Below are 25,477 nucleotides of genomic sequence, written 5' to 3'. Positions count from 1 at the left end.
CCGGATACGCCCACGTCAGGCCTAACCCCGATGCGGCGCCCACCCGGCCCGACGGGGCAAGCAGAAGCGCCCGCACCGGGCCGGTCGTGCGCGGTACGGCCCCCCACACGAATCGGCTCGGGCCTGCGCTCAGGCGTTCGGGGCCGGGCGGCCGAGCTCGTACGGGGCGAGGACGTCGGCCACGGTCCGGTTGCGGGGTGTGGGGACGCCCAGTTCCCGTCCGAGGGAGACGACTCCCCCGCTGAGCCACGGCAGTTCGAGCCGGTTGCCGCGCTCCAGGTCGTGGGCCATGGACGAGGTCATGCCGGCCGGCAGGGAATCGACGGCCGCCATCTGCCCGTCGGCGAACGCCTCGTCGAGGTCCACGCCCGAGGCGCGCCCGACGGCGACGGCCTCGGCCATCACCTCGCGCAGCAACTCCCGCGTGGCGGGGTTGCCGCGGATGACGCCGACCGGCTGCCGCACGGCGGTCGTCGTCGCGGACAGCCCCGTGAGGAACACGTACTTCTCCCAGACCGTCCGCGCGATGTCCGCGCTGACCTCCGCGTCGATGCCGGCCTTCACGCACGCCTCGTGGAACTCCGCCACGCCGCCCGCCGGCCGCCCGGCGTAGGCGCCGAGGACGATCCGCTGCAACTGCCCGCGGTGCACGACGACACCGGGCTCCTCGATGACCGCCGCGATGTAGCAGACGCCGCCCCACACGGCGTCGTCCGGCAGGTGGCGGCGCAGCACGGTGTCCTTCTCCACGCCGTTCTGGAGGGAGATCACACGGGCGCCGCGGTCGGTCAGGTGCCGCAGCCCGGCCGCGACGTCCTCGGTGTCCCAGAGCTTCACGGCGATCAGGACGACATCGGCCTCCCGCACGTCGGCCGGGGACTCGACGAAGTGCCCGGCGTCGACGCGGGCATCCCCCCGAGGGCTGCGCACCAGCAGCGCGCCGCGTTCCCGGATGGCCGCCAGGTGCCGCCCGCGCGCCACGAAGGTGACCTCGTGGCCCGTCTCGGCCAGCCGGGCGCCGAAGTAGCCTCCGACGCCGCCCGCTCCCACAACCACGATCCGCATGACGTGCTTTCCTTCCGGTCAAGGTGATTCAGCCGGCAGCACCGGTACTGCCGGTGCCGCCGGTATGACGGGGATGCCCGCGCGCCGCCCGGTGCAGCAGGGCGGTCGCCGGTATGAGGAGCGCCGCCGTGGCGGCGGCGCAGACGAACAGGGGCGCGGGCGGCAGGACTCCGCGCAGCGCGGTCACGACGAGCGGCGTGACGAAACCGAGGTAGGCCAGGCAGTAGAAGACCGCCGCGGCGCCCGCGAGGTCGCGCGGCGCCGCCCAGGCCTCCAACTGGCTGAGCCCGGCCACCAGAAGCATCCCGTAGCAGGCCCCGAGGGCCACCGCGGCGGGGATCAGTACGCCGGGTTCCGCCAGCCGGACGGCCGCCGCGGCGAGCAGGAATCCGACGGCCGCGGCGGCAAGGCCGCAGTGGCGGGTCACGTGGGAACCGCGCCGGGACAGCCGCCGGGCCAGCGGCTGGACGAGCAGTCCGGCGAGGAGGGTGAGCCCGGCGATGCCGCCGCCGGCCGCGATGTCCGGGCCGTGCAGGGGGACGAGAGCGGGCAGCACGGCGAAGCTCGTGGTGGGCGCGCCGAAGACCAGCGGCGCCGAGGGGACCACTTCCCAGCGGAACTCCCGCTGCCGCAGCGCCGCCCGCAGCCGGGGACGCGCCTGCGACGGGGCACCCGCGGCGGGCGCGCCACTCGCGCCACTCGTGGCGGGATCGGCGGGATCGGGCGCGTGCCACACCAGCGGTGTCACGGCCGCCGTCAGGCACAGGTGCACGAGGTAGGGCAGCACCTCGGGTGCGGTCAGCCATTGGGCCAGGACGCCCGCCACCAGCGGGCCGCCGCCGAAGCCCGCCGACAGCGCGACGGCGGCGCGCCGCGCGCCCGCACCGGGACCCGCGTCCGCCGACAAGTCCTTGATCCACGCCGTGCCCGGTCCGAAAGCCGCGCCGGACGCGACGCCGGCGACCAGCCGCCCCAGCATCAGCGCCCAGAACCGGTCGCCGCCCACCAGGAGCACGGCCGAGGCGGCGGCCGACAGGAGCAGGGCGGCGCACATCACGTGCCGTCGCCCGTACCGCTGCGCGAAGCGCGCCCCCAGCAGCAGCGCGGGGATCAGCCCGACGGCGTAGGCCGCGAACGCGGTGGTGACCACGCTCCCCGGCACACCGTCGTCGGCGCGGTAGACCAGGAGCAGCGGCGAGAACTGGTTCGCGCCCCAGCCGACGACGAACATCGCCGAGGCCGCGCGCATCCAGGGTCGCATCGTCCATCCTTGATAACCGTTTTTCTGGTTACTATCGTCGCATGAGCGAGGAAGCCCCGGCCACCCCGCGGACCCGGATCTCGGCCAAGGCCCGGTCCCTGCGCTTCGACGCCGGCTCGCTGTCCCTCGACCTCGTCGCCACCGTCGGCCGCAGGCCCAGCACGCCCATCGAACGCCTGGACGGGCCCGAGCGCCTGAGCGAGTGGTGCGCGGGCGTCGGACTCGTCCCGCGGGCCGAGGAGGACCCGGCCGCGCTCCTGGCCGCGCTGCGCGAGCTGCGCGACGCCGCCTACGACGTCGTCGCGGCCCACCTGAGCGGCCACGCCCCGCGACCGGGCTCCGTGGACCTGCTCAACACGCTCGCGCGGGTCGCCCCGCCCGCACCCCGGCTGCGGACCGACGCCCAAGGACGGCTCAAGCACGGCCCCGTTCCCCACCTGACGTCCGCCGAGCTGCTGTCCGCGGTGGCCCGGGATCTGATCGCGGTCATGACCGATCCCCGCACCCGGGCCCTGCTGCGCACCTGCGACGCGGAGATCTGCCGGATGGTCTACCTCGACACCGGTCCCGGCACCGGCAGGCCGCGCAAGTGGTGCTCCATGGAGCGGTGCGGGAACAGCGCCAAGGCGGCCCGCCACCGCCGTCGCGCCGTCCGGCCCTGACGTGCGCCGCGGTCGCCGGTCCGCGCCCCCCGCTGCCACGATGGGAGGGCGGTACACGACCCGGACACCTGGAGCGGACGGGAGCGAGCCATGGGAGAACTCACCGGCAAGACGGCGATCGTCACCGGCGGCACAACGGGTATCGGCCTGGCGACGGCGCGGCGGTTCGCCGAGGAGGGCGCCCTCGTCTTCGTCACCGGCCGGCGTCAGGAGTCGCTCGACGCCGCCGTCGCCGCGATCGGCGGCGACACCGTGGGCGTCCGGGGCGACGTCTCCGATCTCGCCGACCTCGACCGGCTGTACGCGACCGTGGCAGAACACGGCCGGCAGGTGGACGTCGTCTTCGCCAACGCGGGCGCCGGGCAAAGGCTCCTGCTGGAGGACGTCACCGAGGAGTACTTCGACGCGACCTTCGCCGCCAACGTCAAGGGCGCGTTCTTCACCGTCCAGAAGGCGCTGCCCCTGCTCGCCGAAGGGGCGTCGATCGTCATCAACGCCTCCACCGAGCAGACCGCGGCCAAGGAGGGCCTGAGCGTCTACTCCGCCACCAAGGGCGCGCTGCGCACTCTCACCCGCTCCCTGGCCAACGAACTGCGCCACCGCGGCGTCCGGGTCAACGCGGTCAGCCCCGGCCCGGTCGACACCCCCGGCATCGAGGGCCTGGCGCCGGATCCGGCCGCGAAGGACGCCTTCAAGTCCGCTCTGGCCTCCGGCATCCCCCTCGGGCGGCTCGGCCGGCCCGAGGAGGTGGCGGAGGCGGTGCTCTTCCTCGCGTCCGACCGCAGCTCCTTCACCACCGGCGGCGAGATCTACGTGGACGGCGGGGTCAACCAGTTCCAGACCTGACGGGACCGGGCTATGCGTCGGCCTCGTAGGTCGTGACCACCCGGCTGTCCAGCAGCGGGGCGATCCGCCTGAGGACCAGGTCCTTGAAGTGCAGAGACTCGCGGTGGGCCGCGAAGGCCCGCGGGGAGTCGTAGCGCTCCAGGAGGACGACGTCCCGCGCGTCGCCGAGCGCGTGGAAGACCTCGAAGGAGATGTTGCCCGGCTCGGCACGGCTCGCCTCGGCCAGTCTGGGGAGCAGGCCGAACACCTCGTCCTCCTTGCCCTCGGAGACGCTGTAGCGGGCGATCACCTGCAACTCGGGCATCGGGGCACCTTCCTTGACGGGCGGCCGGAACGGAGGGCCGGGGGGGGGACCGGATGGACCGGATGGACCGGGGAATCCGAGAAAACCGGCACCGCGTCCCTCCATCATCACCGGGGAGGGGTCACTGGGCAGTTCCACGGGCATGTGGTTGTTACACCTATCGTCCGCAGTTCCTCAGCCGCCCGCTCACCGCCCAGGTCCCGATGCCCCTCACCGACCGATCCGGCCAGTCCCGCCAGTCCCGCCAGTCCGGCCCGCCCGGCTGGCTCGTCCTCCTCCTGGCGGTCGCGTGCGGGCTGACGGTCGCCAATCTCTACTACGCGCAGCCGCTGCTGGCCGTACTGCGGCAGTCCCTCGGGATCAGCGAACTGACGGCCGGCACGCTGGTCACGGTCGGCCAGGTCGGCTACGCGGCCGGCATGATCTTCCTGGTACCGCTCGGCGACCGGGTCGAGAACCGGCGGCTGACGACGGTCCTGCTGGCGGTCGCGACGGCGGCGTGCCTCGCCGCCGGGACCGCGCCCGGCTTCGGGGTACTGGCCGCGGCACTGCTGGTCGCCGGCGCGGTGTCCGTCGTCGCCCAGATCCTGGTGCCCTTCGCCGCCGGACTCGCCCCGGACCATCTGCGCGGGCGCGTCGTGGGCCGGGTGATGAGCGGGCTGCTGACCGGCATCCTGCTCTCCCGGACCTTGAGCAGCCTGATCACCGAGGCCGCGGGATGGCGCGTGGTGTACCTGGTCTCGGCGGGGCTGATGGCCGTCCTCGCCGTGGCGCTGCACCGGGCGCTCCCCGTCCACCCGCCGACGGCCACACTGCCGTACGGGCGGCTGCTGCGCTCGACCGCGGGGCTGCTGCGCCGGCACGGGGTCCTGCGCCGGCGGGCGGCCTACCAGTCGCTGATGTTCGGCGCGTTCAGCGCCTTCTGGACGACCGTCTCGTACGTGCTCACCGGGCCGCCGTTCCACTACTCGCAGATCGGCGTGGCCCTGTTCGCGCTGGCCGGGGCAGGGGGTGCGGCCGTGGCGCCCCTGGCCGGCCACTGGGCGGACCGCGGCCTGACCCGGCCGATGACGGCCGCCGCATTCGGCACCGGCGCGCTCGCGTTCGTCCTGGCCGGTCTCGGACGGCACCAGATCCTGCTGCTCGCGGCGGCCGCCGTGCTGATCGACATGGCCGTCCAGACCTCGCTCGTGCTCGGGCAGCACGCGGTCTACCGACTGGCCCCCACCGCCCGCGCCCGCGTGAACAGCGCCTACATCGCGGTCTTCTTCGTGGGCGGCGCGCTCGGGTCCCAGCTCGGCTCCGTCGCGTACCACCTGGGCGGCTGGGGCGCGCTGACCGGGTTCGGGGCCGGCTTGCTCGCGTTCGGGCTGCTGCTTCAGGGACCGGCGCTGCTGCCGCGACGCGAGAACGCCGACGCCGACGCCGGCTCGGGCGTCAAGGCCGCCCGTCCCCGGAGGGGCGCAGAGCGACCATGAGGTCGATGTTCCCCTCCTGCGCGATCTCGTCGCGCTGGTTGAGCAGTTCGAACCTGCGGATGAGGATGCCCGCGTCGCCCCGGCCGGTCAGGCGGGTGGAGAGGATCCCGACGCGGCAGCGCACGGTGTCGCCGACGAGCAGGGGCTTGCGGAAGCGCCAGTCGTCGATGCCGAGGAGTGCGATGGAACTGCCCTCGAAGACGCCGAGCCGTGAGGCGAGGCCCATGGCCACGGACACCCCGAGCAATCCGTGGGCGATGCGCTCGCCGAAGCGCGTGCCCGCGGCGAAGGAGGCGTCGGTGTGCACGGGGTTGGTGTCCCAGCTCCACGCGGCGAACGAGGCCACGTCGGACTCGGTGAGCGTGCGGCCCTGGCTCGTGAACTCCTGACCCGCGTGGAAGTCCTCGAAGTACAGCGGCATGTCGGCTCCCGGTGCTCGCGGCGGTCCAGTCCAGTGGCGGTGCGTGCTTCAGCGTAGGGGCGGCGACGGTGCGGCTATGCGCCGCGGGCGGGGGTTCCGATCCCGGTCATCAGGTTGGCCACCAGCGCGACCGCGAACTCCTCCGTGAGGGGCTCGTCGGGGATCAGCAGGCGGTGGTAGCAGGCGCCCCACAACTGGTCGACGAGCACCTGGGGGTCGACCCCGGGGCGGATCTGGCCGCGCTGCTGCGCCCGGCCGATCGCCTCTGCGGCGAAGGCGCGCCGGGGGCCCGAGTAGTGCTCGCGGAAGGCCGCGGACAGGTCCGGGTCGGTCTGCGCCTGCCCGACCAGTTCCACCACGACCCGCCCGGCGCGGGTGCGGGTCATCAGGCGTACGAAGGCGAGCAGTTGGGTGGTGAGGTCGGCGGCGATGTCGCCGGTGTCGGGGAAGGCGAGGGTGTCGCGGACCGCGGCGAAGTAGCCGTCGAGCGCGAGCGCGCCCTTGGAGGGCCACCACTTGTAGATCGTCATCTTGCTGGCGCCCGCCGCGTTTGCCACCCGCTCGATGGTGAACGCGGCCATGCCCTCGGCGAGCAGCAGTTCGCCCGCCGCCTTGAGGATGTCGCCGCGCACCTCGTCGGCCGGCCTGCGGCCGCGTCCGCGGCGGACGGGTTCCGGTGCTGCTGTCATGACGATCCTCTTCCCTGGTCCGGGGGTCTCGGGAACATTTTATATGGACGCAGCGTCTACATCCATGCTTATATGGACTCAGCGTCCATTAAGAGCTCCCGCGGCCGCCCGGCACGGGAGTCCGAGACCGGAAGGAACCCCCCGCCATGACCACCCCCGAGACCCCCGAGACCTCCGCGGCCGCCACCTCCACCACCGACCGGGTCGCGATCGTCACCGGCGGCTCCGGCGGCATCGGCCGGGCCGCCGCCGAGCGTCTGGCCGCCGACGGCATGAAGGTCGTCATCGGTTACGCGGGCAACCCGGGACGCGCCAAGGAGGCCGTCGACACCGTCGTCGCCGCCGGCGGCACCGCGATGGCCGTCCGGGCCGACGTCGCGGACGAGAGCGAGGTCGCCGCGCTGTTCGACCGGGCCGAGCAGGCCTACGGCGGCGTCGACGTGGTGGTGAACACCGCGGGGATCATGCTGGTGAGCCCGCTGCTGGAGCTGGACTTCGCCGACTTCGACCGCATGCACCGCACCAATGTGCGCGGCACCTTCGTCGTCAGCCGGGAGGCCGCGCGGCGCGTGCGCCCCGGCGGCGCCATCATCAACCTCTCGACCAGCGTGACCAAGCTCGCCCTGCCGGCCTACACGGCCTACGCCGCCACCAAGGGCGCGGTGGACGCCATGACGCTGATCCTCGCCCGCGAGTTGCGCGGCCGCGACATCACCGTCAACGCCGTCGCCCCCGGCCCGACTTCCTCGCCGCTGTTCCTGGCCGGCAAGGACCAGGCCACCATCGACCGCCTCGCCTCGGTCAGCCCCTTCGGACGCCTGGGCACCCCCGAGGACGCCAGCGAGGCGATCTCGTTCCTCGCCGGACCCGCCCGCTGGGTCAACGGCCAGGTCCTCTACTCCAACGGCGGAGCCATCTGACGGCTCCCGCGCCGCCGCACCCGCCCCCGCCCGCCCGTCCCTCACCCACCGGCCCCGGCACATCGCCGCCGGGGCCGGGCCCCACCGCCCCGAGGAGTCGTTCCACCATGCCCTCCACCGTCCTCATCACCGGCGCCGGTTCCGGATTCGGCGCCCTGACCGCCCACGCCCTGGCCGCCGCCGGCCACACCGTCCACGCGAGCATGCGCGACATCGACGGCCGCAACGCCGACCGCGCGGCCGAGGTCCGCGACCGCGCCGCCCGCGAGGACATCGACCTGCGCGTGGTCGAACTCGACGTGCTCGACCAGGACAGCGCCGACCGCGCCGTGGCCCGCGTCCTGACGGAGTCCGGGCGGCTCGACGTGCTGATCCACAACGCCGGCCACATGGTGCTCGGTCCCGCCGAGGCCTTCACCCCGGAGCAGTTGGCCGCCGCCTACGACACCAACGTGCTGGGCACCCAGCGCGTCAACCGGGCCGCCCTGCCCCATCTGCGCGAGCAGGGCCACGGACTGCTGCTGTGGGTCGGCTCCTCCAGCACCCGCGGCGGCACCCCGCCCTACCTCGCCCCGTACTTCGCGGCGAAGGCCGCCATGGACGCGCTCGCCGTGAGCTACGCCGCCGAACTCGCCCGGTTCGGCATCGAGTCGACGATCGTCGTCCCCGGTGCCTTCACCAGCGGCACCGACCACTTCGCCAACGCGGGGTTCGCCGCGGACCGTGCCGTAGCGGAGGCGTACGAGACGCGGTACGCGGGCATGACCGGCCAGGTCGGCAGGGCATTGGCGGCCATGACCCCCGAGGGCGCCGATGTCGCCGACGTGGCGCGGGAGATCGTCCGGGTGGTCGGCCTGCCGGCGGGCCACCGCCCCTTCCGCACCCACATCGACCCCGTCGACGACGGGTCCGAGGTCGTCTCGGTCGTCGCCGACCACGTCCGCGAGCGCTTCTACCACCGTCTCGGGTTGCCTGACCTGCTGGTCCCGGCGCGAACCAGGGGCTTTTAGTGCGTTGATATGTCTATTCGCCAGGTCCCATGGGTGTCGCCCTGGCACGCGTGTCCCACCCTTTCGTGTGTACGGTGCAGCCCTATGCTGACGAAAGCCGCAAAACGATCAAATCGGCGTGGATGGGAGCCAACGTGATCCGAGGTATCGACCGGCGCCGCTTTCTCGCCACGGGTGCGGCGGCGGTCATCGGGGCGGGGGTGGCAACCCGCGCCACGGCATTGGCCCCGGCCGACGTGCCACCGGGCGGTGCCCTGCGGAGCAAGGCCCCGCTTCCCCGCCCCTACCAGGTGCCCCTGCCGATCCCCCCGGCACCGCGCCCGCTCCAGACGGCCGGCGGCACCGACACCTTCCAGATCGTGCAGCGCGAGGCGAAGCTCGAGATCCTGCCGGGTCTGCGCACCACCTGCTGGACGTACAACGGCACCTTCCCCGGGCCCACGATCATCTCCCGCTCAGGACGGCGTACCGTCGTGCGGCACCGCAACGAGCTGTCGCAGCCGACCGTGGTCCATCTGCACGGCGGCCACACTCCGCAGGACAGCGACGGGTACCCGATCGACCTGACGATGCCGGTCAACAGCCGCTTGTCCGTCGAGGACGCGATGGCGGGCATGGACGACATGGGCGAGACGCACGGCAACATCGCCTACGGCGAGCGCACGTACACGTATCCCATGCAGCAGCGCGCGTCCACCATGTGGTACCACGACCACCGCATGGGCTACACCGGTTCGGCCGTCTGGCACGGCATGGCCGGTTTCCACCTGCTCACCGACGACGAGGACGAGGCCCTCGCGCTGCCCCGCGGCGAGCGGGACATCCCCCTCATGATCGTCGACCGGGCCTTCGAGGCGGACGGTTCGCTCATGTACCCGGGCGACCCGAACATGCACTCCCCCGGTGTCTCGCGCAACCACACCGCCGGCGTGCAGGGCGACGTCATCCTCGTCAACGGTGCCCCCTGGCCCGTGCACCGGGTCCAACGGGGGCGCTACCGGCTCCGGTTGCTCAACGGCTCCAACGTCCGCTACTTCAAGCTCGCCCTCGACCCGCCGCCCCCCGGCGGCAAGGGCCTGGTGCAGATCGGCAGCGACGGCGGCCTGCTGGAACGCCCGCTGCGCCACGACACCCTGCGGCTGGCACCCGGTGAGCGCTTCGACATCGTCGTGGACTTCTCCCGCTACCGGCCCGGCACCAAGGTCCGCGTGCTGAACCGCTTCGGCAGCCGGACCACCGCGGACGTGATGCGCTTCGACGTCTCGCCGTCCACGCGTGCCGTCCACGACGACGCCCGCGTCCCCGACCGGCTGGCGCTGCGGGCCGAGAGCGTCCTCGACCCCGCGAAGGCCGTCGCCACCCGCACCTTCGAGTTCCGGCACTCGGGCCGCGCCGGCTGGACGATCAACGGCGAGGCCTACCGGCCGGGCCGCTCACTGACCCGCGCGAAACTGGGGACCACCGAGATCTGGCGCTTCAAGTCGGTCTTCTTCCACTCGATCCATGTGCACCTGGACCCCTTCCGCGTGGTGTCCCGCAACGGCAAGGCACCGGGGCCGTTCGACCACGGCTGGAAGGACACGATCGCCATGGGGCCCGGTGAGACCGTGGACGTGGCCGTCCGCTTCACCGACTACACGGGCCACTTCATGCTCCACTGCCACAACCTGGAGCACGAGGACATGGCCATGATGGCCGACTTCTCGACCTACTAGTCACCGGCCCCGTCGCCCCGATCACCGCCGAGTAGCACCGAGTAGCACCGAGTTCCACCGAACGAGAGGCGGGTGCCGCCGTGGCCCCTCGCATCAGTCCCGAGCGCCGGGGCTGCGCGGTCTGCGTCATCGGCGGCCCCACCGCCGTCCTCGACATCGGGGGGCTGCGGCTGGTGACCGACCCCACCTTCGACGAGGCCGGGGAGCACGGGTATCTCACCAAGACCGCCGCACCGGCCGCCCACGAGGACGAACTCGGCCCCGTGGACGCCGTCCTGGTCAGCCACGACCTGCACCCCGACAACCTCGACGTGCGCGGACGGGCCTTCGCCCTGGCGTCCTCGCTGGTGCTCACCGGGCCGGCGTCCGCGCGCCGGCTCGGGCCGCCCGCCCGCGGACTCGCGGCATGGGAGAGCGTCGAGTTGCCCAGGCCCGGCGGAGACACCGTCACCGTCCACGCCGTGCCCGCGCAGCACGGTCCCGACGACGGCGAACGGGACGAGCAGGGCCATGTGAACTGCGAGGTCACCGGGTTCGTCCTGAGCGGCACGGGACTGCCCACGGTGTACATCAGCGGCGACAACGCCTCTGTCGGGGTCCTCGCCGAGATCGCCCGGCGCATGCCGCCGGTCGACATCGCCGTACTGTTCATGGGCGGCGCGCGGGTGCCGGTACGGAGCCGCAACCGCCCGCTGACGCTGACCGCCGAGCGGGCGAGCGCCGCCGCCTCCGTCCTGGGCTCGCCGCTCGTGGTCCCCGCGCACTGCGACAGCTGGGCCCACTTCACCGAGGGCCGCGCCGACGTCGACCGGGCCTTCGACGACGCGGGGCTCGCCGCGCGGCTGCGCACCGCGGAGAACGGGCAGTGGATCGACCTCGGCATGCCGGGGCCGTCCGGAGCGGATCAGTCCGCCACGCGGTAGTGATAGGCGGACACTTCGCCGAACCCGGCCGCCACGTACAGCCGCATCGCCGCCGAGTTGCCCCGTTCCACCTGGAGATACATCCGGCCGGCGGCCGTGGCGCCGGCCCAGCCGGCCAGCGCCGCCGGCACACTGCGGGCGGCGCCCCTGCCGCGGGCCGCGGGCAGTGTGCCCATGCCGAACACCCCCGCCCAGCCCGTGTCGGCGACCGCACGGCCGACGGCGACGACCTCGTCCCCGATCAGCGCGCAGGCGTACGCGGATGGCGACTCAACCCGGCCGAGCAGGTCCCACTCGCAGCCCGGGTCGGCGCCGTGTCCCTGCACCGCGAGCCACCCGTCGAACCACGCGCGCGTCGGGTGCTCCGCCACGCGTACCCGCAAGGCACCGGGGGACGGCACTTCCGCGACACGCGCGGTCACGGCCGTCCGCAACGACACCGGGCCCTCACGGCGGTAGCCGCGCCCCGCGAGCAGGGAGTCGAGCCCTTCCGGGCACACGCCCGGGGTGATCTGGAACCGCGCGGGCGTGCCGTGGGCGGCGTAGAAGTCCTCCACCTCGCCGACCCTGCCGGCCAACTCGCCTGCACCAACAGCACCATGGGGCAGCGTCGCGCCCACCCACCAGGAGCAGCGGGGTGCGTGGCGCAGCCACCAGCCGTCGGCGTCCAGGTGGTACAAGGCCGGCTGGGCGCGGGCCGCCCGTTCCTGCAATGCCCCGATCGTCTCAGATCCCGGGGTGCGCCCGGCGGCCGGTGGTGTCACGCGCGCCCGTTCCGGCGCCACTCGCGCGGTGTCATGCCGTAGGCGGCGTGGAACCGGCGGGCGAAGTGGCTCGCGTTGCCGAACCCGCAACGCGCCGCCACCGCCGCTATCGTGAGGTGGTCGTGCCGGACGGAGGCCAGCAACCGCCGGGCCTCTTCGAGCCGTTCGGTGATGATCCACTGTTCGAGGCTGATGCCGGCGCGGCGGAGCAGCGCGTAGAGATGGCGCTCGGAGATCGCGTGGTCGGCGGCGATCCGCTCGGGCGTCAGGCAGGGCTCCGTGAGGTGGCGGCGAACGTGGGCCATGACGCGGGCGAGCAGGGTGTCGTCCATCACCGCCCTGGTCGCGGGCTCGCGTTCGTCGTACGCCGCCGAGATCAGCAGCGCGCGGACGAGGTCGGTGGTCGCGCTCGCCAGGGCCGGCGCACCGGGGTCGGCCTCGAGCACGGCCGGGTCCCGCCACAGTCCCCGCAGATGTCCCAGGACCAGATCGTGCAACGGGCTGGCACGCAGGTGCAGGCCCGCCTTCGCCACCACCTCGACGGGCAGGCCGAGCCGTTCGGTCTCGATCGTCACGGCCCGGCCGGCCCCGTCACCCGACCAGCCGTAGCGGCGGGGCGTCAACTCGTGGAAGACGAACACCTCGTCCGGGCCGAGCAGCCGCTGCTCTCCGCCCACTTCGGCGCGGCCGACTCCTCCCGTCTGCAAGGAGACCGCGACGATCGGACGGTTGCGCCGGCGGCGCACATGCCCGGCGGTGCGCCGGAGTTCGAAGCCCGAGTTGCGCGTGGCGAACAGTTCCAGCCCGCCCACCCGCCACAGCTCCATCCGCGCGTGGATGCCGGCCCCGGACTCCTCGTGGACGATGTCGTTGGGCACGGACTCGTCGGTCATCGCGTGGTGGAACGCCGCCACCCGCTCGCCCGGCGGCACGGTGTCGAGGTCCACCAGCAGCACAACGTCCCCCTCCGGGCCGCGAGAAGCTCATTGTGCAACATCAACTGGTGCGCGGACGACGGCGGATCCGGACATCACAAGAGCGGACCGGCCGGGTGCGCGGCCATGGGCACGGGCGGTTCACCCGCCCTCAGTCCCGCGGGACGGGCGCCGCCAGGAACCGCACGCCGTCCGCCGGGACGACGGCGTCGGCGTCGTCGACGAACGCCACGCGCACCGAACGGCCCTCGTCCCCGGAGCGCCGCAGGACGGTGGGCCCGATGGAGGGCGGACGGTTGTCGTCGCCCCACTGCTGGAGTGCGGCCAGGACCAGGAGCAGCTGCTCGCCGCTCGGCGTCAGGTGGTAGCCGAAGCGCGTGCGGGCGCCGGGCTCGCGGTAGGGCCGCTTCTCCATGACGCCCTCCTCGACCAGCGTGCCCAGCCGCAGCGCGAGGACGTCGGCGGCTATGCCGAGGCGGTCGCGGAAGTCCGCGAAGCGGGTCGCGCCCATCAGCGCCGCGTCGCGGAGTATCAGCAGCGTCCACCGGTCCCCCACGACCTCCAGAGCGCGGGCGATCGAGCACACCTCTTCGCTGTCGCGGTCCTTCTGCGTGGCCTTGCCGGTAGTCATGTGCCCATCCTACCCCTGAGTTGCGTATTCATATCCAGGTGGTCTAGGTTGTGAATACCTACCCAGCCTCCCTGCCGAAACGAGAAATCAGAGATCATGGACATCAGGAACGCAGTGGCCGTCGTGAGCGGCGCGAACCGCGGCCTGGGCCGGCACTTCGCCGCCCAGCTGCTCGAGCGCGGCGCCGCGAAGGTCTACGCGGGGGCGCGCAACCCGTCCTCGGTCGATCTGCCCGGGGTCGTGCCGCTCGAACTGGACATCACGGACCCCGCCTCCGTGGCCCGGGCGGCCGAGGCAGCCCCGGACGCGACGCTGCTCATCAACAACGCGGGCGTGAGCCTGCACGCCGGGCTCATAGCCGGTGACATGGCCGACATCCGCCTGGAGATGGAGACCCACTTCTTCGGCTCGCTCGACATGACCCGGGCCTTCGCCCCGGTGATCACCGGCAACGGCGGCGGAGCCGTGCTCAACGTGCTGTCCGTGCTCAGCTGGGTGCACTACCCGAACTACGGCGGTTACAGCGCCGCCAAGGCCGCCGAGTGGGCGATGACCAATGTGACGCGGCAGGAGCTGGCGCCGTCCGGCATCGACGTCACCGCCCTGCACGTGGGCTACATGGACACCGACATGGCGGACTACGTGCCCGAGTCCGACAAGGTCGACCCCGTCAAGGTGGCCGGGCTCGCCCTGGACGGCATCCAGGCCCGCGCCCTGGAAGTGATCGCCGACGACAAGAGCCGGGCCGCGCGCGCCGCGCTCTCCGGCGACCTCGCCAACCTGTACCCGGGGCTTCCCGCGGGTCACTGACCGTACGGGCGCCCGGACGCCGGGCCCCGCCACCGCCTTCCGCCCGCGGATCGGATCCGCGGGCGGAACAAACGGACACTCCGGACGGTTGGCACCGCTACCGGTCGTGGGACCGGACGACCCACCACCCGGAGGGGCGCTGTCGAGACAGCGAGAACGAGGAAACGGAAAGGTGCCCCGCATGAACAGCTCGACTGCGGAGACGTTCAAACGAGCGACGCTGTACTTCAACGGCCAGCACTACAGGGCGGCCGCGCGAGTCCTCAGCGGCATCGTGGACGTGGCGCCCCGCAACCTGGCGGTTCGCATGCTCTTGGCGCGCTCGTACTACTACTCCGCCCAGTTCACGAAGGCGGAGAAGGAACTCAAGCACATTCTGCGTACCGAGCCGAACGACCCCCACGCCCACCTGCTGCTGGGCCGCTCCCTGGAGCGCCTGGGCCGCACCGCGGAGGCGGGGCCCCACCTGCGGCTGGCGGACGCGATGACGGCCTGGGACCTCATCGTCGTCTGAGCACGGCGATCCGGCGATCAGCCGGTCACGCGCAGTAGCGGATGAGCCAGTCCGTGTCCGGGTTCCGGCCGAAACCGGGATCGTTCGGGGCGGCGGCGGGCCGGCTCTCGACGGTCTTCTCCAACGGGACACGCTCGGGCAGCCTGCCGAAGCGGGCGGTGCGGAGTGCGGCGTCCACGGCGGCCTCGGCGTCGTCGTCGCGCGAGGGCCGCGGGACCTGGGAGTGGGGGCCGGCGTTCATCGTTCCCTCCCTGATCACGAAGTCCGGGGCCTGAAGGCCCGAGCCACCAGAGTACTGCGGCGTCCGCCGGGCGGCTGAGGCCGTACGGGAAGGCGTTCGTGAGGCGCCGACCACTGACCCGAGGGGCACCGCTGCTGCTTCAATGGCCGCGGAGGTGAGGACCGTGGTGTCCACCGACCGGCTGCTCGCGTTCGCGGCCATGTCCCTGATCGTCATTGTGATCCCAGGGCCCAGCGTGCTCTTCGTCATCGGCAGGGCGCTCGCACACGGCCGCCGCACCGCGATGGCCTCGGTCCTCGGGAACTTCCTCGGGTCGTATCTGCTCGTGGTGGCCGTCGCGCTCGGCCTCGGCTCGCTGTTCGAACGCTCCCTGCCGCTCTTCCTCGCCGTCAAACTGGCGGGCGCCGCCTATCTGGTGCACCTCGGAGTGCGCGCCTTCCGGCACCGCGGGGAGATGACGGTCGGCGCGGCGGACACCGCTGCCGGGCCCCCGGCGCGCGGGGACCTGCGCACGGTGGCCGACGGCTTCACGGTCGGCGTCACCAACCCCAAGGGCATCGTCTTCTTCGCCGCCGTCCTCCCCCAGTTCGTCGATCCCACGGCCGGCCACCTGCCCGGCCAGATGCTCCTGCTCGGACTCGTCCCCATCGGCATCGGCCTGATCACCGACACCTGCTGGGGCCTCACGGCCTCCGCCGCCCGCGCCTGGCTCGGCCGCTCCGACCGCCGTCTGTCCCTGCTCGGCGGCGCGGGCGGCCTCGCCATGATCGGCCTCGGCGTCACGGTCGCGGCCACGGGCCGCACGGACTGACGAAACGCCGGGGACAGCCTCAGTAGCGGACGTCGCTCTGCAGGAGGGGCGGGTACACCGTGGAGGACTCGCCGTCGACGGTGGTGCCGCCGAACTGCAGCATCGCCCGCAGCGCGCCGTGCAGTGGCGCCGGGTAGCCCAGGACCGGAGCCGACACCTCGTCCAGCCGCCGCAGGTGCTCCGCGGTGAGGGAGACCTCCAGCCCGGCGAGATTGCTCTCCAGGTGCTCCAGGCGCCGGGCGCCGACGATGGGCACGACGGTGCCCTCGCGGGCGCGCAGCCAGGCGAGCGAGACGGCGGCCGCGGTGGTCCCGAGGTCGTCGGCGATCTCGGTGACCGCGTCGATCACCACGAACTCCCCGTCGGTGGGCTCGCCGACGAAGGAGGTGCGGGCCGAGTCTGCGGTGCGCGTGCCGCGCCGGTACTTGCCCGACAGGAAGCCGTTCTTCAGCGGGCTCCACGGCACCAGCGCCATGCCCTGGTCGAGCGCGAGCGGCGCGATTTCGCCCTCCACGGTGCGGGCCAGCAGCGAGTACTCGACCTGCAGCGCGATCAGCGGGGTCCAGCCCCTGAGCAGCGCGGTCGTCTGGGCCTGGGCGGTGAGCCAGGCGGGCGTGTTGGAGAAGCCGATGTAGCGGATCTTGCCGGCCCGGACCAGGTCGTCGAGGGTGCGCATCGTCTCCTCGATCGGCGTGTTCCGGTCCCAATTGTGCAACCAGTACAGGTCGATCCAGTCGGTCCGCAGCCGGCGCAGGGTCTCGTCGAGTTGGGCGACGACCGACCTGCGGCCGGCGCCGCCGCCGTTGGGGTCGCCGGGGTGGAGGTTGGTGAAGAACTTCGACGCGAGCACCACGTGTTCGCGCCGTCCGGGGCGGGCGGCGAAGAAGTCGCCGAGGATGCTCTCGGAGTGGCCGTTGGTGTAGAAGTTCGCGGTGTCGATGAAGTTCCCGCCCAGGTCGAGGTAGGTCGCGAGGATCTTCTCGGACTCCTCGACGCTGCACCCGGCGCCGCCGGGGTCCTCCCCGAAGGTCATCGCGCCGAGGGCGAACGGGCTGACGCGCAGCCCCGAGCGGCCGAGGGTGACGTAGTGGTCGAGCGACATGGACATGCTCCCGTGGGTGTCGAGACGGTCTTCGAACCGGTCCTGACCATCGAAGCGCGGGGCGGGTCCGTGCCGGTAGGCCGAAAGACGCGGGCTCTTGCCCGATCCTGTCGACTTCACGCGGATCGGGCTGTGCGGCCGGCGCCGGGGGTGGTTCCCTGAGGACGTGCTCACCGTTCCCGATCTACTGGCGGAGATCCGCGACCGGATCGCCGCCCACGCCCGCCCCGACCTGCTGACCCCCGTCGACGGACTGCTGCTCTCCCGGGTGGAGACGGCGGAGCCGGACTACTCGCTGACCGAGCCGCTGCTGGTCGTGATGGCGCAGGGCGGCAAGCGTCTCCTGCTCGGCGACCAGACCTATGAGTACCGGGCGGGGCAGTGCCTGGTGGTCAGCGCCGACCTGCCCGTCACCGGCCACTTCATCGACGCGGGCCCGCGCTCGCCGTCGCTGGGGATGGGACTCGTGCTGCGCCCGGCCGCCATCGCCCCGCTGCTCCTGGAGGCCCCCGCCGGCCCGCGCTCGCGCGCCACGGCGGGCCCGCCCGCGATCGCGACCGGCGAGGCCGGGGCCGAACTGCTCGACGCCGTCGCCCGCTTGCTGCGGCTGCTCGACCACCCGGCCGACGTGCCCGTGCTCGCGCCGCTGATCGAACGGGAGATCCTCTGGCGGCTGCTCACCGGCCCGTACGGGGGCATGGTCCGGCAGATCGGCCTGGCCGGCAGCGGTCTGCACCACGTCAGCCGGGCGATCCGCTGGATCCGCGACAACTACGCGGATCCGCTGCGGATCGAGGACCTCGCCCGGCTGGCCGGGATGAGCCCGTCGGCGTTCCACCGGCACTTCCGCGAGGTCACCACCATGAGCCCGTTGCAGTTCCAGAAACGCATCCGCCTCCAGGAGGCCCGCTCCCTGCTGGTCGTCCGGCCGGGCGACGTCGCCGGCGTCGGTCATCTGGTCGGGTACGGCAGCCCCACGCAGTTCAACCGCGAGTACCGCCGCCTGTTCGGCGCCCCGCCCGGACAGGACGCCGCCCGGCTGCGGGCGGACACCACGACGGGCGGCGTCCGGCATCTGCCCTGAACGCTGACCCTCGCTTGCCATGCCTATCGTTTCTCGATAGCTTTCCATCGTTGTTCGATGGATGGAGGGGTGATGGGAAAGATTACAGTGCTCGCGCTGCGCGCCGTGCTCGTGGTGGTGCTCGCCGGCACCGTGTTCGTGCAGGCGGGGATGGTGTGGGCGTTGGTCAGCGGGAACGACCCGGAGGACGGTTCGCTCCCGCTGACTCCGCTGCGCCTGATCACGATCCTGGGCATGCTGTCGGCCCAGGTGGCCCTGGTCTGCGTGTGGCGGCTGGTGACGATGGTGCGACGCGGAACCGTGTTCACCCACGCCGCCTTCCGGTACGTGGACGTCGTGATCGGCGCGATCGTGGCGGCCGCCCTGGTGTGGTTCGCGGTCACGCTCATCAATGCGCCGGGCCAGCGGGACGACCCGGGCGTCACCCTGATCATGGGCGGGGTGGGCGTGGCCATCCTGGGGGTCGCGCTCTTGGTGCTCGTACTGCGGATGCTGCTCGCCCAGGCCGTCGCGCGCGACGTCCAGGCGGCGCGGATGCAGGCCGAGCTGGACGAGGTGATCTGATGCCGATCACCGTCGACATCGACGTGATGCTGGCCCGGCGGAAGATGTCCGTGGGCGAGCTCGCGGACCGCGTGGGGATCACGCCCGCCAACCTGGCGGTGCTCAAGAACGGCCGCGCCAAGGCGGTGCGCTTCGCGACGCTCGCCGCCCTCTGCGAAGTCCTGGAGTGCCAGCCCGGTGACCTGCTGCGCTGGGAGGCCCTGGACGCGGAGGAGGTCGGCGACCGTCCCTAGCTAGGCGTGGCGGTCGTGGCGGTCGTGGTCGTCGAGTACCTCGCGGATCACGCGCTCGTTGACGGCGGCCCGCGCAGGGTCGCTGTCGATGACGCCGGTGAGGACCAGCAGCGCCTTCCACAGGGCCCAGCCGCGGGCCCGGGCCCAGGTGGCGTCGTCCACGGCGACGGCATCGCGGAACGTCTCTCGGGCGGCGCCGGAGAAGAAGTTCCAGGTGATGACCAGGTCGCACGCCGGGTCACCGACGCCGGAGGTGCCGAAGTCGATGACGGCCGCGAGGTCGCCGTCGGCCACGAGGAGGTTCCCGGACGCGATGTCCCCGTGGAACCAGACGGGTTCGCCCCGCCACTCGGCGGCGAGGGCCGCGTCCCAGACGGCGGTGGCCCGGGCGGTGTCCACGCGGCCGTCGAGGACGGCGATGCAGCGGCGGGTCTCGTCGTCGTAGTGGGCGGGCGAGGCCCCCCGGTACCAGCTGTGCTCACCGGCGGCGGGCCCGCCGGATACGTCGCAGCGCCACAGGGCGCGAAGGAACCCGGCCAGAGAGCCGGCGAACCGGGGGAGATCGTCGATGCGGCCGCGGTCGGCGGTCTCCCCGGACAGCCAGCCGCGCACGGACCACGGGTAGGGATAGCCCTCGCCGGGGGCGCCCATCGCCAGGACCGGCGGGACGGGGACGGGCAGGCGCGGCGCGAGCCGGGGCAGCCACTGGTGTTCCTTGGCCACGGCGGGGACGTAGCCGGCGGCGGTCGGCAGCCGGACCGTCATCGCGTCGCCCAGGCGGTAGGTGCGGTTGTCCCAGCCGTCCTTCTCGACGGGGGTCACGGGCAGGTCCCGCCACTGGGGGAACTGGGCGCCCACAAGCCGCCGCACGAGGGAGGCGTCGATCCCGGCGCGGCCGTCGGCTGGAGAGGTTGTCGGCACCTGGGGATGGTGGCCTGCGACGGGGTCGCGCCGCAACGGGATTTCGGCAGGCGGGCGTGGGGGCGGGGGGACCGGCCGGGGGGGGGGGGGCGGGGGGGGGGGGCCCCGGCCCGGCGGGGGGTCGTACGGGGGCGGCTACGGCGTGAGGGTCCACTTCTCGATGTAGCCGGTGTCGAGCGACGCCAGGTCGCGCACCCGCAGCTTCCAGGTGCCGTCGACCGTCTCCGCGGAGGCGTCCACCGTGAAGGTCTGGTCGACGTTGTCGGCGGAGCCGCCACTGCGGTTGAGCAGCGAGTGGACGGTGCCGCTGGGGCCGACCAGGTCCACGGTGAGGTCACCGCGCCAGGTGTGGACGATCTTCACGTAGACCTGGGTGACGGCGGAGGCGTTGCCGCCCCGGCCGCTGACCGTGATCGGGGACTCGACGGCGGGGCCCACGTCGGGGATGTCGACGCGGGTGCCGTTCCCGTAGACATACGCGACGGTCCAGGTGAAGCCGGTGGAGGCGGTGTCGCCCGTGCTGTCGGTGACGGTCAGGACGACGTCGGCGGTCCCGGTGGCCGTCGGGGTGCCGGTGATCAGCCCGGTGGCGGGGTCGAGGCTCAGCCCGTCGGGCAGGCCGCCGGCCGTGTACTCCAGCGTGGCGCCGACGTTGCTGGTCGTCGCCTCGATCTGCAGGGAGACCGCCTGTCCGACACCGCTGAGCTGGTCGCCCGGCGGGATGAGGTCGATGCCGTCGACGATGCGCCGCCCGACGTTGATGGCCGCCCAGGTGTTCGCGACGGTGACGTATGTCGGGCTGTAGGCGCCGAACAGGTCGGCGGCGGCCTGCAGGGTGGCGGTGCGGGCCCCCGCGTAGTCGGTCGTGGAGGTCATGTACGTGGTCAGCGCGCGGTACCAGATCGCGGCGGCGTCGGAGGCGCCGATGCCGGGCACGGGCACACCGTCGTAGGTCGGGCTGTCGTAGGCCACGCCGTTGATCGTCTTGGCACCGCTGCCCTCGGCGAGGAGGTAGAAGAAGTGATTGGCCGGACCCGAGGAGTAGTGGACGTCCAGGCCGCCCAGCGAGGAGGACCAGTAGTCGGCGGAGTCGCCGTCCCTGGAGGGCTTGTCCATGTAGCGCAGCGGGGTGCCGTCGCCGTTGATGTCGATCTCTTCGCCGATGAGGTAGTCGGGGGTGTCGGCGGCGAGGTTCGCGTGGAACTCCACCATCGAGCCGAAGATGTCGGAGGTGGCCTCGTTCAGACCGCCGGACTCACCGCTGTAGTTGAGACCGGCGGTGGCGCTGGTGACGCCGTGGCTCATCTCGTGGCCGGCCACGTCGATCGCGGTGAGCGGGTGGGTGTTGCCCGAACCGTCGCCGTAGGTCATGCAGCGGCAGGTGTCGCTCCAGTAGGCGTTGACGTAGTTGCTGCCGTAGTGGGTGCGGCTGTAACGGCCGTCGCCGTCGTTGTAGATGCCGTTCCGGCCGAAGGTGTCCTTGTAGTAGTCCCAGGTGGCGGCGGCCCCGAAGTGCGCGTCCACGCCCGCGGACTGGCGATTGGCCACCGTGCCGTCGCCCCACACGTCGTCGGCGTCGGTGAAGAGCGTTCCGGTGCCGGAGGACGTGCCGTTGTTGAGGTCGGTGGTGTAGTGGCCGCCGCGGGTGCCGTCCTTGAGCTGGTAGGTGCCGCCGGACGCCGTGGTGCCGAGGGGGACGGTGCCGACGAACGCCCCTGTGCCGGTGCCGGTCTTGACGCCCTCCTGGCGGGAGAGCTCCTTGCCGGTACGGGCGTCGGTGACGACGTGCAGTTCGCTGGGCGTGCCGTCGGCCTGGACGGCGTCGACCACGGTCTCCCACGCCAGCGCCGGCTTCCCGGTGGCGGCCCAGACCACGAGCCGCGGGGTGCCGGCGGCACGGGCCTTCGCCGCGAGGGACGGCGTGGCGGCGACGGCCTTCTTCGCGGCCGCGGCGGCGGTGGACGCCGGCCGGGTGCTCGGCACCGACACGGCGGCGCGGGTGGCGCGGGACTGCGTGAGGCGGGCGCCGTCGCGGTGGACGACGAGGTCGCCGCCGAGCACGGGCAGGCCGGCGTAGGTGCGCTCGTAGCGCGTGTGCAGGGTGCCGTCGGCGTCCTTGACGACGTCCTTGACGACCAGGCGCTCCCGCGAACCGAGGCCCAGCGCCTTGGCGGTGACACCGGTGCCGGCGGCCGCCGTGCGGATCAGGGACGCGCGGGCGGACGGGGTGAGCTTCGCCGGGGCCGCGCCGGCGCGGAGCGCGGCGGCGGTCCTCGCGGCCTGGTGTCCGTGGCCGGCGGCGAGCGCCGCGCCGGACGGGACGGCGGTGGCGAGCAGCGCGGCGGCTGCCGTCAGGGCGATTGCCGCGGTCTTCCCGGAGCGGGGGCGGGAGTTGGGGCGTAAAAGGGACATGGGGTTCTCCTCTGCGATGGGCGGCTGGTGACGGCCGTGCGGTCCCGGAGGCCGGGTGAGCCGGTGCGGGACGGGGTTCGCAGATCGGGGACGACGCTGTCCGTGTGTGGGGGGACGGGGCCCGGACGGGTGGACACGGGCGTTCGGGGGTGGGGGGAGGACACGACGCTGTGCGTGACGGGCACAGCGTGGCATCGCACAGGCATCTTTGTCATGGCTACGACAAGTCTTTGTCCGAAATTGATCAGCACGCGGGTTGCGCGGCACGTAGGGTCCCGCCATGACCATCCCGTCCCTCAGGCCCTTCACCGCCGCCGACCCCGACGCCGCGGCCGGACTCCTCGCGGCCCGGTACCGCCGCGAACTGGCGGCCGAACCCGCCCTCGACGGCCGCCTCGGCGACCCCGCGCACTGCGCCGGGCTGCTGCACGGCGCCTGGGAACGGGGAGCGCGCGGCGCGGTCGCCGAGGAGGACGGCGAGCTGACGGGATATCTGCTGGCGATCCCCGGGGACGACGCGCGCGGCCGCCATGTGTGGAGCGGTCCGGAGCACTGCGCGGGGCGGGACGACCGCACTTTGCGCCGCCTCTACGCCGAACTGGCCGGACCGTGGCTCGCCGAGGGCCGGCTGCACCACTACGCCGTGTCCGCCACCGCCGACCTGCCGCTGTGGCTGTCGCTCTGCTTCGGCTACGAGCAGGTGCACGCCCTGGCCGGACTGCCCGCCACCGGGGCGGCCCGGCACGACGACGTACGGGCCGCGGGCCCGGCCGACGTCGACGCGCTGGAGCCGCTGTTCCGCCTCGTCGCCGACGCGCACACCGGGCCGCCGGTCTTCGCGTTCGTCGACGCGTCCTTCTACGAGGACCTGCGCCCGGGCCACCTGGAACTCCTGGCGGACCCCGACGTCACGTACTGGCTGTCCGAAGGGCCCGACGGGGCCCGGGGCTTCTCCGTGATGCGGCCGGTGCCCGACGAGGAGGCCTCACCGCTCAAGCCCCGCGGCAGCGTCGAACTGCTCCTCGCGGCGACCGCGCCGGAGGCCCGCGGCCGGGGAGTCGGGCGCCGGCTCACCGAGCACGCCTTCGCCGACGCCGCCGACCGCGGATTCCGGGTCTGCGTCACGGACTGGCGCGCCGCCAATCCGGACTCCTCCGTCTTCTGGCCGGCCCGCGGCTTCCGCCCGGTCGCCCACCGGCTGCACCGCGTCCTCGACCCCCGGCTGGTCCCGCACCCCGACGCCTCCCGCTGACCGGCGGCGGACGCGCCGCTCAGGTCGCCGTGGCGGCCGCCGCCGCCCGGCCCGCCTGGCGGCCGGAGAAGAGGCAGCCGCCGAGGAACGTGCCCTCAAGGGAGCGGTAGCCGTGGACTCCCCCGCCGCCGAAGCCGGAGACCTCGCCCGCGGCGTAGAGGCCGGGGACCGGAGTGCCGCCTGCGTCCAGGACCCGGCCGGACAGATCGGTCTGCAGGCCGCCGAGGGTCTTGCGGGTCAGGATGTTGAGGCGCACGGCGATCAGCGGGCCCGCTCCCGGGTCGAGGATCTTGTGCATCTGGGCGGTGCGGCTGAGGAAGTCCCCTGTGTAGGAAAGGGCGTTGCGGATGCCCATGACCTGGACGTCCTTGCTGTAGGGGTTGTCGGTCTCGCGGTCCCGGGCGTCGATCTGCCGCTTGAGGTCGGCGAGGTCGATCAGGCCCTCCCCGGTCAGGCGGTTCATGCCCGCCACGAGGTCGGTCAGGTTGGACGCGACGACGAAGTCGGCGCCGTTCTTCTTGAACCGCTCGATCGGCTCCGGGGTCTGCCAGAGCCGGGAGAGGGTGAGCGGGATGTCCTTGTTGGTGAGGTCCGGGTTCTGCTCGGAGCCGGAGAGCGCGAACTCCTTGGCGATGATCTTCTGCGTCGTCACGAACCACGAGTAGTCGTGGCCGCTGCCGGTGATCGCCTTGAGCGTGCTCAGGGTGTCGTAACCCGGCAGATCCGGAGCGGAGAAGCGCTTGCCGGTGGCGTCGAACCACAGGGACGAGGGGCCGGGCAGGATGCGGATGCCGTGCTTGGCCCAGATCGGGGCGTAGTTCCGCAGCCCCTCGGTGTAGTGCCACATACGGTCGGGGTTGACGATGCGCCCGCCCGCCGCCTCGGTGATGGCGAGCATGCGTCCGTCCACGTGCTCGGGGACCCCGGAGATCATGTTCCTGGGCGGGGCGCCGAGGCGGGCCGGCCAGTTCTGCCGGACGAGGTCGTGGTTCGCGCCGATGCCGCCGGAGGTGACGACGACCACCGGCGCGCGGAACTCGAAGTCGCCTACCACCGTGCGCGAACTGCGCGTGCCCCGGGGCGCGTTGCTCGGCTCCAGCACCGCACCGCGCACGCCGGTGACGACTCCGCCGGTCCGTACGACCTCGTCGACGCGGTGGCGGAACCTGAACACCACCTTGCCGCGGGCCACGGCGGCCCGGACCTTCTTCTCGAAGGGCTCGACGACGGCCGGTCCTGTCCCCCATGTGACATGGAAGCGGGGTACCGAGTTGCCGTGGCCGTCCGCGAGGCCGCCGCCGCGCTCGGCCCAGCCGACGATGGGGAACCACCGCACACCGAGCCCGTAGAGCCAGGAACGCTTCTCCCCCGCGGCGAAGTCCACGTACGCCTGGGCCCATTGGCGGCCCCAGTAGTCCTGGCCCGTGGGGTCGCCGACGCCGCGGTCGAAGCCGGCCGCGCCCTGCCAGTCCTGCCACGCCAGGTCGCGGGAGTCCTTGATGCCCATCAGGCGCTGCTCGGGGGAGTCGACCAGGAAGAGCCCGCCGAACGACCAGAACGCCTGCCCGCCGAGGTTGGTCTCCGGTTCCTGGTCCAGCAGGAGCACCTTGCGCCCGGCCTGGGCGAGTTCGGCCGTCGCGACCAGACCGGCAAGGCCGTGGCCTATGACGATCGCGTCGGCGTCCTGCGCCGCCGCGGCGAAGGCGGGGGCGGCCTGCGAGAAGGCGGCCGCGCCCGCGAGGACTCCGCCGGCCGCCGCCAGCACGTGGCGGCGGCTGGGCAGGGGGGACTGTGCCGGTCTGTCTGTGCTGTCCATGCTGTCAGTGCTGTGCATTCTGTCCGTGCTGTCCATGGGCAGGCCTTCCGAACGCGGAGGGGGCGGAACGCACGAAGGCTGTTGTCCCGGTGA

Annotated in this window: 27 protein-coding genes; 14 read left to right on the top strand and 13 right to left on the bottom strand. The window is 72.9% G+C overall.

All coding sequences use genetic code 11. The annotated features are described in order from the left end of the window. Positions 1 to 129: 129 nt before the first annotated feature. The gene (locus ACFWVC_RS14030; RefSeq protein WP_384283993.1) at positions 130 to 1,065 is read right to left on the bottom strand and encodes a ketopantoate reductase family protein; all 936 of its coding nucleotides are present in this window, start codon (positions 1,063 to 1,065) and stop codon (positions 130 to 132) included. Between the two features lie 28 nt (positions 1,066 to 1,093). Next, the gene (locus ACFWVC_RS14025; protein ID WP_384283989.1) at positions 1,094 to 2,326 is read right to left on the bottom strand and encodes an MFS transporter; all 1,233 of its coding nucleotides are present in this window, start codon (positions 2,324 to 2,326) and stop codon (positions 1,094 to 1,096) included. A 41-nt stretch (positions 2,327 to 2,367) separates the two neighbouring features. Between ACFWVC_RS14025 and ACFWVC_RS14020 the strand changes: the two genes are divergently transcribed. Both ACFWVC_RS14020 and ACFWVC_RS14015 read left to right on the top strand, forming a co-directional pair. Then, a complete protein-coding gene (locus ACFWVC_RS14020; protein ID WP_384283986.1) occupies positions 2,368 to 2,988 on the top strand; it encodes a CGNR zinc finger domain-containing protein in 621 nt (206 codons plus the stop codon). Between the two features lie 90 nt (positions 2,989 to 3,078). After that, entirely contained in the window at positions 3,079 to 3,834 is a 756-nt protein-coding gene (locus ACFWVC_RS14015) for a glucose 1-dehydrogenase (RefSeq protein WP_384283982.1), read from the top strand. 10 nt (positions 3,835 to 3,844) lie between these two features. Here the strand turns inward: ACFWVC_RS14015 and ACFWVC_RS14010 are convergent, their stop codons facing one another. Next, positions 3,845 to 4,138, bottom strand: coding sequence for a putative quinol monooxygenase (locus ACFWVC_RS14010; protein ID WP_384283979.1), 294 nt, complete (start codon positions 4,136 to 4,138; stop codon positions 3,845 to 3,847). Positions 4,139 to 4,341: 203 nt separating this feature from the next. Here ACFWVC_RS14010 and ACFWVC_RS14005 point away from each other — a divergent pair, with 203 nt between their 5' ends. Then, complete coding sequence (locus ACFWVC_RS14005) at positions 4,342 to 5,616, top strand: MFS transporter (RefSeq protein WP_384283977.1); 1,275 nt, start codon at positions 4,342 to 4,344, stop codon at positions 5,614 to 5,616. Here the strand turns inward: ACFWVC_RS14005 and ACFWVC_RS14000 are convergent. Then, the gene (locus tag ACFWVC_RS14000) at positions 5,576 to 6,037 is read right to left on the bottom strand and encodes a MaoC/PaaZ C-terminal domain-containing protein (RefSeq protein ID WP_384283973.1); all 462 of its coding nucleotides are present in this window, start codon (positions 6,035 to 6,037) and stop codon (positions 5,576 to 5,578) included. The genes ACFWVC_RS14005 and ACFWVC_RS14000 overlap by 41 nt on opposite strands. A gap of 74 nt (positions 6,038 to 6,111) precedes the next feature. Then, a complete protein-coding gene (locus ACFWVC_RS13995; RefSeq protein WP_384283970.1) occupies positions 6,112 to 6,726 on the bottom strand; it encodes a TetR/AcrR family transcriptional regulator in 615 nt (204 codons plus the stop codon). A 146-nt stretch (positions 6,727 to 6,872) separates the two neighbouring features. Here ACFWVC_RS13995 and ACFWVC_RS13990 point away from each other — a divergent pair, with 146 nt between their 5' ends. From ACFWVC_RS13990 to ACFWVC_RS13975, 4 genes are all read left to right on the top strand, one after another. Further along, positions 6,873 to 7,646: an SDR family oxidoreductase gene (locus ACFWVC_RS13990; RefSeq protein WP_384283967.1), complete on the top strand. Its 774-nt coding sequence runs from the start codon at positions 6,873 to 6,875 to the stop codon at positions 7,644 to 7,646. A gap of 107 nt (positions 7,647 to 7,753) precedes the next feature. Next, positions 7,754 to 8,656 (top strand): SDR family NAD(P)-dependent oxidoreductase, encoded by a 903-nt coding sequence (locus ACFWVC_RS13985; protein ID WP_384283963.1) that lies wholly within the window; start codon positions 7,754 to 7,756, stop codon positions 8,654 to 8,656. A 122-nt stretch (positions 8,657 to 8,778) separates the two neighbouring features. Beyond that, positions 8,779 to 10,371, top strand: coding sequence for a multicopper oxidase family protein (locus ACFWVC_RS13980; RefSeq protein WP_384283961.1), 1,593 nt, complete (start codon positions 8,779 to 8,781; stop codon positions 10,369 to 10,371). 80 nt (positions 10,372 to 10,451) lie between these two features. Beyond that, on the top strand, positions 10,452 to 11,294 hold the full coding sequence (locus tag ACFWVC_RS13975) for an MBL fold metallo-hydrolase (RefSeq protein ID WP_384283959.1): 843 nt from the start codon (positions 10,452 to 10,454) through the stop codon (positions 11,292 to 11,294). Here the strand turns inward: ACFWVC_RS13975 and ACFWVC_RS13970 are convergent. From ACFWVC_RS13970 to ACFWVC_RS13960, 3 genes are all read right to left on the bottom strand, one after another. After that, a complete protein-coding gene (locus ACFWVC_RS13970) occupies positions 11,276 to 12,007 on the bottom strand; it encodes a GNAT family N-acetyltransferase (protein WP_384283957.1) in 732 nt (243 codons plus the stop codon). The genes ACFWVC_RS13975 and ACFWVC_RS13970 overlap by 19 nt on opposite strands. 47 nt (positions 12,008 to 12,054) lie before the next feature. Continuing rightward, entirely contained in the window at positions 12,055 to 13,014 is a 960-nt protein-coding gene (locus ACFWVC_RS13965; protein WP_384283955.1) for a helix-turn-helix domain-containing protein, read from the bottom strand. A gap of 130 nt (positions 13,015 to 13,144) precedes the next feature. Next, a complete protein-coding gene (locus ACFWVC_RS13960) occupies positions 13,145 to 13,624 on the bottom strand; it encodes a winged helix-turn-helix transcriptional regulator (protein ID WP_384283951.1) in 480 nt (159 codons plus the stop codon). Between the two features lie 96 nt (positions 13,625 to 13,720). Between ACFWVC_RS13960 and ACFWVC_RS13955 the strand changes: the two genes are divergently transcribed. Both ACFWVC_RS13955 and ACFWVC_RS13950 read left to right on the top strand, forming a co-directional pair. Continuing rightward, positions 13,721 to 14,434 carry an SDR family oxidoreductase gene (locus ACFWVC_RS13955; protein WP_384283948.1) on the top strand — a complete coding sequence of 238 codons (714 nt, stop codon included), beginning with the start codon at positions 13,721 to 13,723 and terminating at the stop codon, positions 14,432 to 14,434. Positions 14,435 to 14,615: 181 nt separating this feature from the next. After that, positions 14,616 to 14,948, top strand: coding sequence for a tetratricopeptide repeat protein (locus ACFWVC_RS13950; RefSeq protein ID WP_384283945.1), 333 nt, complete (start codon positions 14,616 to 14,618; stop codon positions 14,946 to 14,948). Between the two features lie 25 nt (positions 14,949 to 14,973). On the opposite strand, the gene ACFWVC_RS13945 is transcribed toward ACFWVC_RS13950, so the two are convergent. Next, a complete protein-coding gene (locus tag ACFWVC_RS13945) occupies positions 14,974 to 15,189 on the bottom strand; it encodes a hypothetical protein (RefSeq protein ID WP_384283942.1) in 216 nt (71 codons plus the stop codon). A 163-nt stretch (positions 15,190 to 15,352) separates the two neighbouring features. Between ACFWVC_RS13945 and ACFWVC_RS13940 the strand changes: the two genes are divergently transcribed. Next, the gene (locus ACFWVC_RS13940; protein ID WP_384283940.1) at positions 15,353 to 16,000 is read left to right on the top strand and encodes a LysE family translocator; all 648 of its coding nucleotides are present in this window, start codon (positions 15,353 to 15,355) and stop codon (positions 15,998 to 16,000) included. A gap of 19 nt (positions 16,001 to 16,019) precedes the next feature. On the opposite strand, the gene ACFWVC_RS13935 is transcribed toward ACFWVC_RS13940, so the two are convergent. Continuing rightward, on the bottom strand, positions 16,020 to 17,108 hold the full coding sequence (locus ACFWVC_RS13935; RefSeq protein WP_384283936.1) for an aldo/keto reductase: 1,089 nt from the start codon (positions 17,106 to 17,108) through the stop codon (positions 16,020 to 16,022). Positions 17,109 to 17,268: 160 nt separating this feature from the next. Here ACFWVC_RS13935 and ACFWVC_RS13930 point away from each other — a divergent pair, with 160 nt between their 5' ends. The 3 genes from ACFWVC_RS13930 (at position 17,269) to ACFWVC_RS13920 (ending at position 18,983) form a co-directional block, all read left to right on the top strand. After that, positions 17,269 to 18,186, top strand: coding sequence for an AraC family transcriptional regulator N-terminal domain-containing protein (locus ACFWVC_RS13930; RefSeq protein ID WP_384284081.1), 918 nt, complete (start codon positions 17,269 to 17,271; stop codon positions 18,184 to 18,186). A gap of 72 nt (positions 18,187 to 18,258) precedes the next feature. Beyond that, positions 18,259 to 18,750: a DUF2975 domain-containing protein gene (locus tag ACFWVC_RS13925; RefSeq protein ID WP_384283933.1), complete on the top strand. Its 492-nt coding sequence runs from the start codon at positions 18,259 to 18,261 to the stop codon at positions 18,748 to 18,750. Then, positions 18,750 to 18,983, top strand: coding sequence for a helix-turn-helix domain-containing protein (locus ACFWVC_RS13920; protein ID WP_384283931.1), 234 nt, complete (start codon positions 18,750 to 18,752; stop codon positions 18,981 to 18,983). The genes ACFWVC_RS13925 and ACFWVC_RS13920 overlap by 1 nt, the downstream gene beginning before the upstream one ends. Here the strand turns inward: ACFWVC_RS13920 and ACFWVC_RS13915 are convergent, their stop codons facing one another. Beyond that, on the bottom strand, positions 18,984 to 19,904 hold the full coding sequence (locus ACFWVC_RS13915; RefSeq protein WP_384283929.1) for an aminoglycoside phosphotransferase family protein: 921 nt from the start codon (positions 19,902 to 19,904) through the stop codon (positions 18,984 to 18,986). Positions 19,905 to 20,039: 135 nt separating this feature from the next. Beyond that, the gene (locus tag ACFWVC_RS13910) at positions 20,040 to 22,316 is read right to left on the bottom strand and encodes a M4 family metallopeptidase (RefSeq protein WP_384283927.1); all 2,277 of its coding nucleotides are present in this window, start codon (positions 22,314 to 22,316) and stop codon (positions 20,040 to 20,042) included. 280 nt (positions 22,317 to 22,596) lie between these two features. Between ACFWVC_RS13910 and ACFWVC_RS13905 the strand changes: the two genes are divergently transcribed. Next, on the top strand, positions 22,597 to 23,568 hold the full coding sequence (locus ACFWVC_RS13905) for a GNAT family N-acetyltransferase (protein WP_384283925.1): 972 nt from the start codon (positions 22,597 to 22,599) through the stop codon (positions 23,566 to 23,568). A gap of 19 nt (positions 23,569 to 23,587) precedes the next feature. Here the strand turns inward: ACFWVC_RS13905 and ACFWVC_RS13900 are convergent, their stop codons facing one another. Beyond that, positions 23,588 to 25,384, bottom strand: coding sequence for an FAD-binding dehydrogenase (locus ACFWVC_RS13900; RefSeq protein WP_384283923.1), 1,797 nt, complete (start codon positions 25,382 to 25,384; stop codon positions 23,588 to 23,590). Between the last annotated feature and the right edge of the window lie 93 nt (positions 25,385 to 25,477).

The sequence above is a fragment of the Streptomyces sp. NPDC058691 genome (assembly GCF_042714775.1).
GTDB lineage: Bacteria > Actinomycetota > Actinomycetes > Streptomycetales > Streptomycetaceae > Actinacidiphila.
The sequence above is the reverse complement of the archived record's forward strand: the minus strand, read 5'-3'. Positions and strand labels throughout refer to the sequence as shown.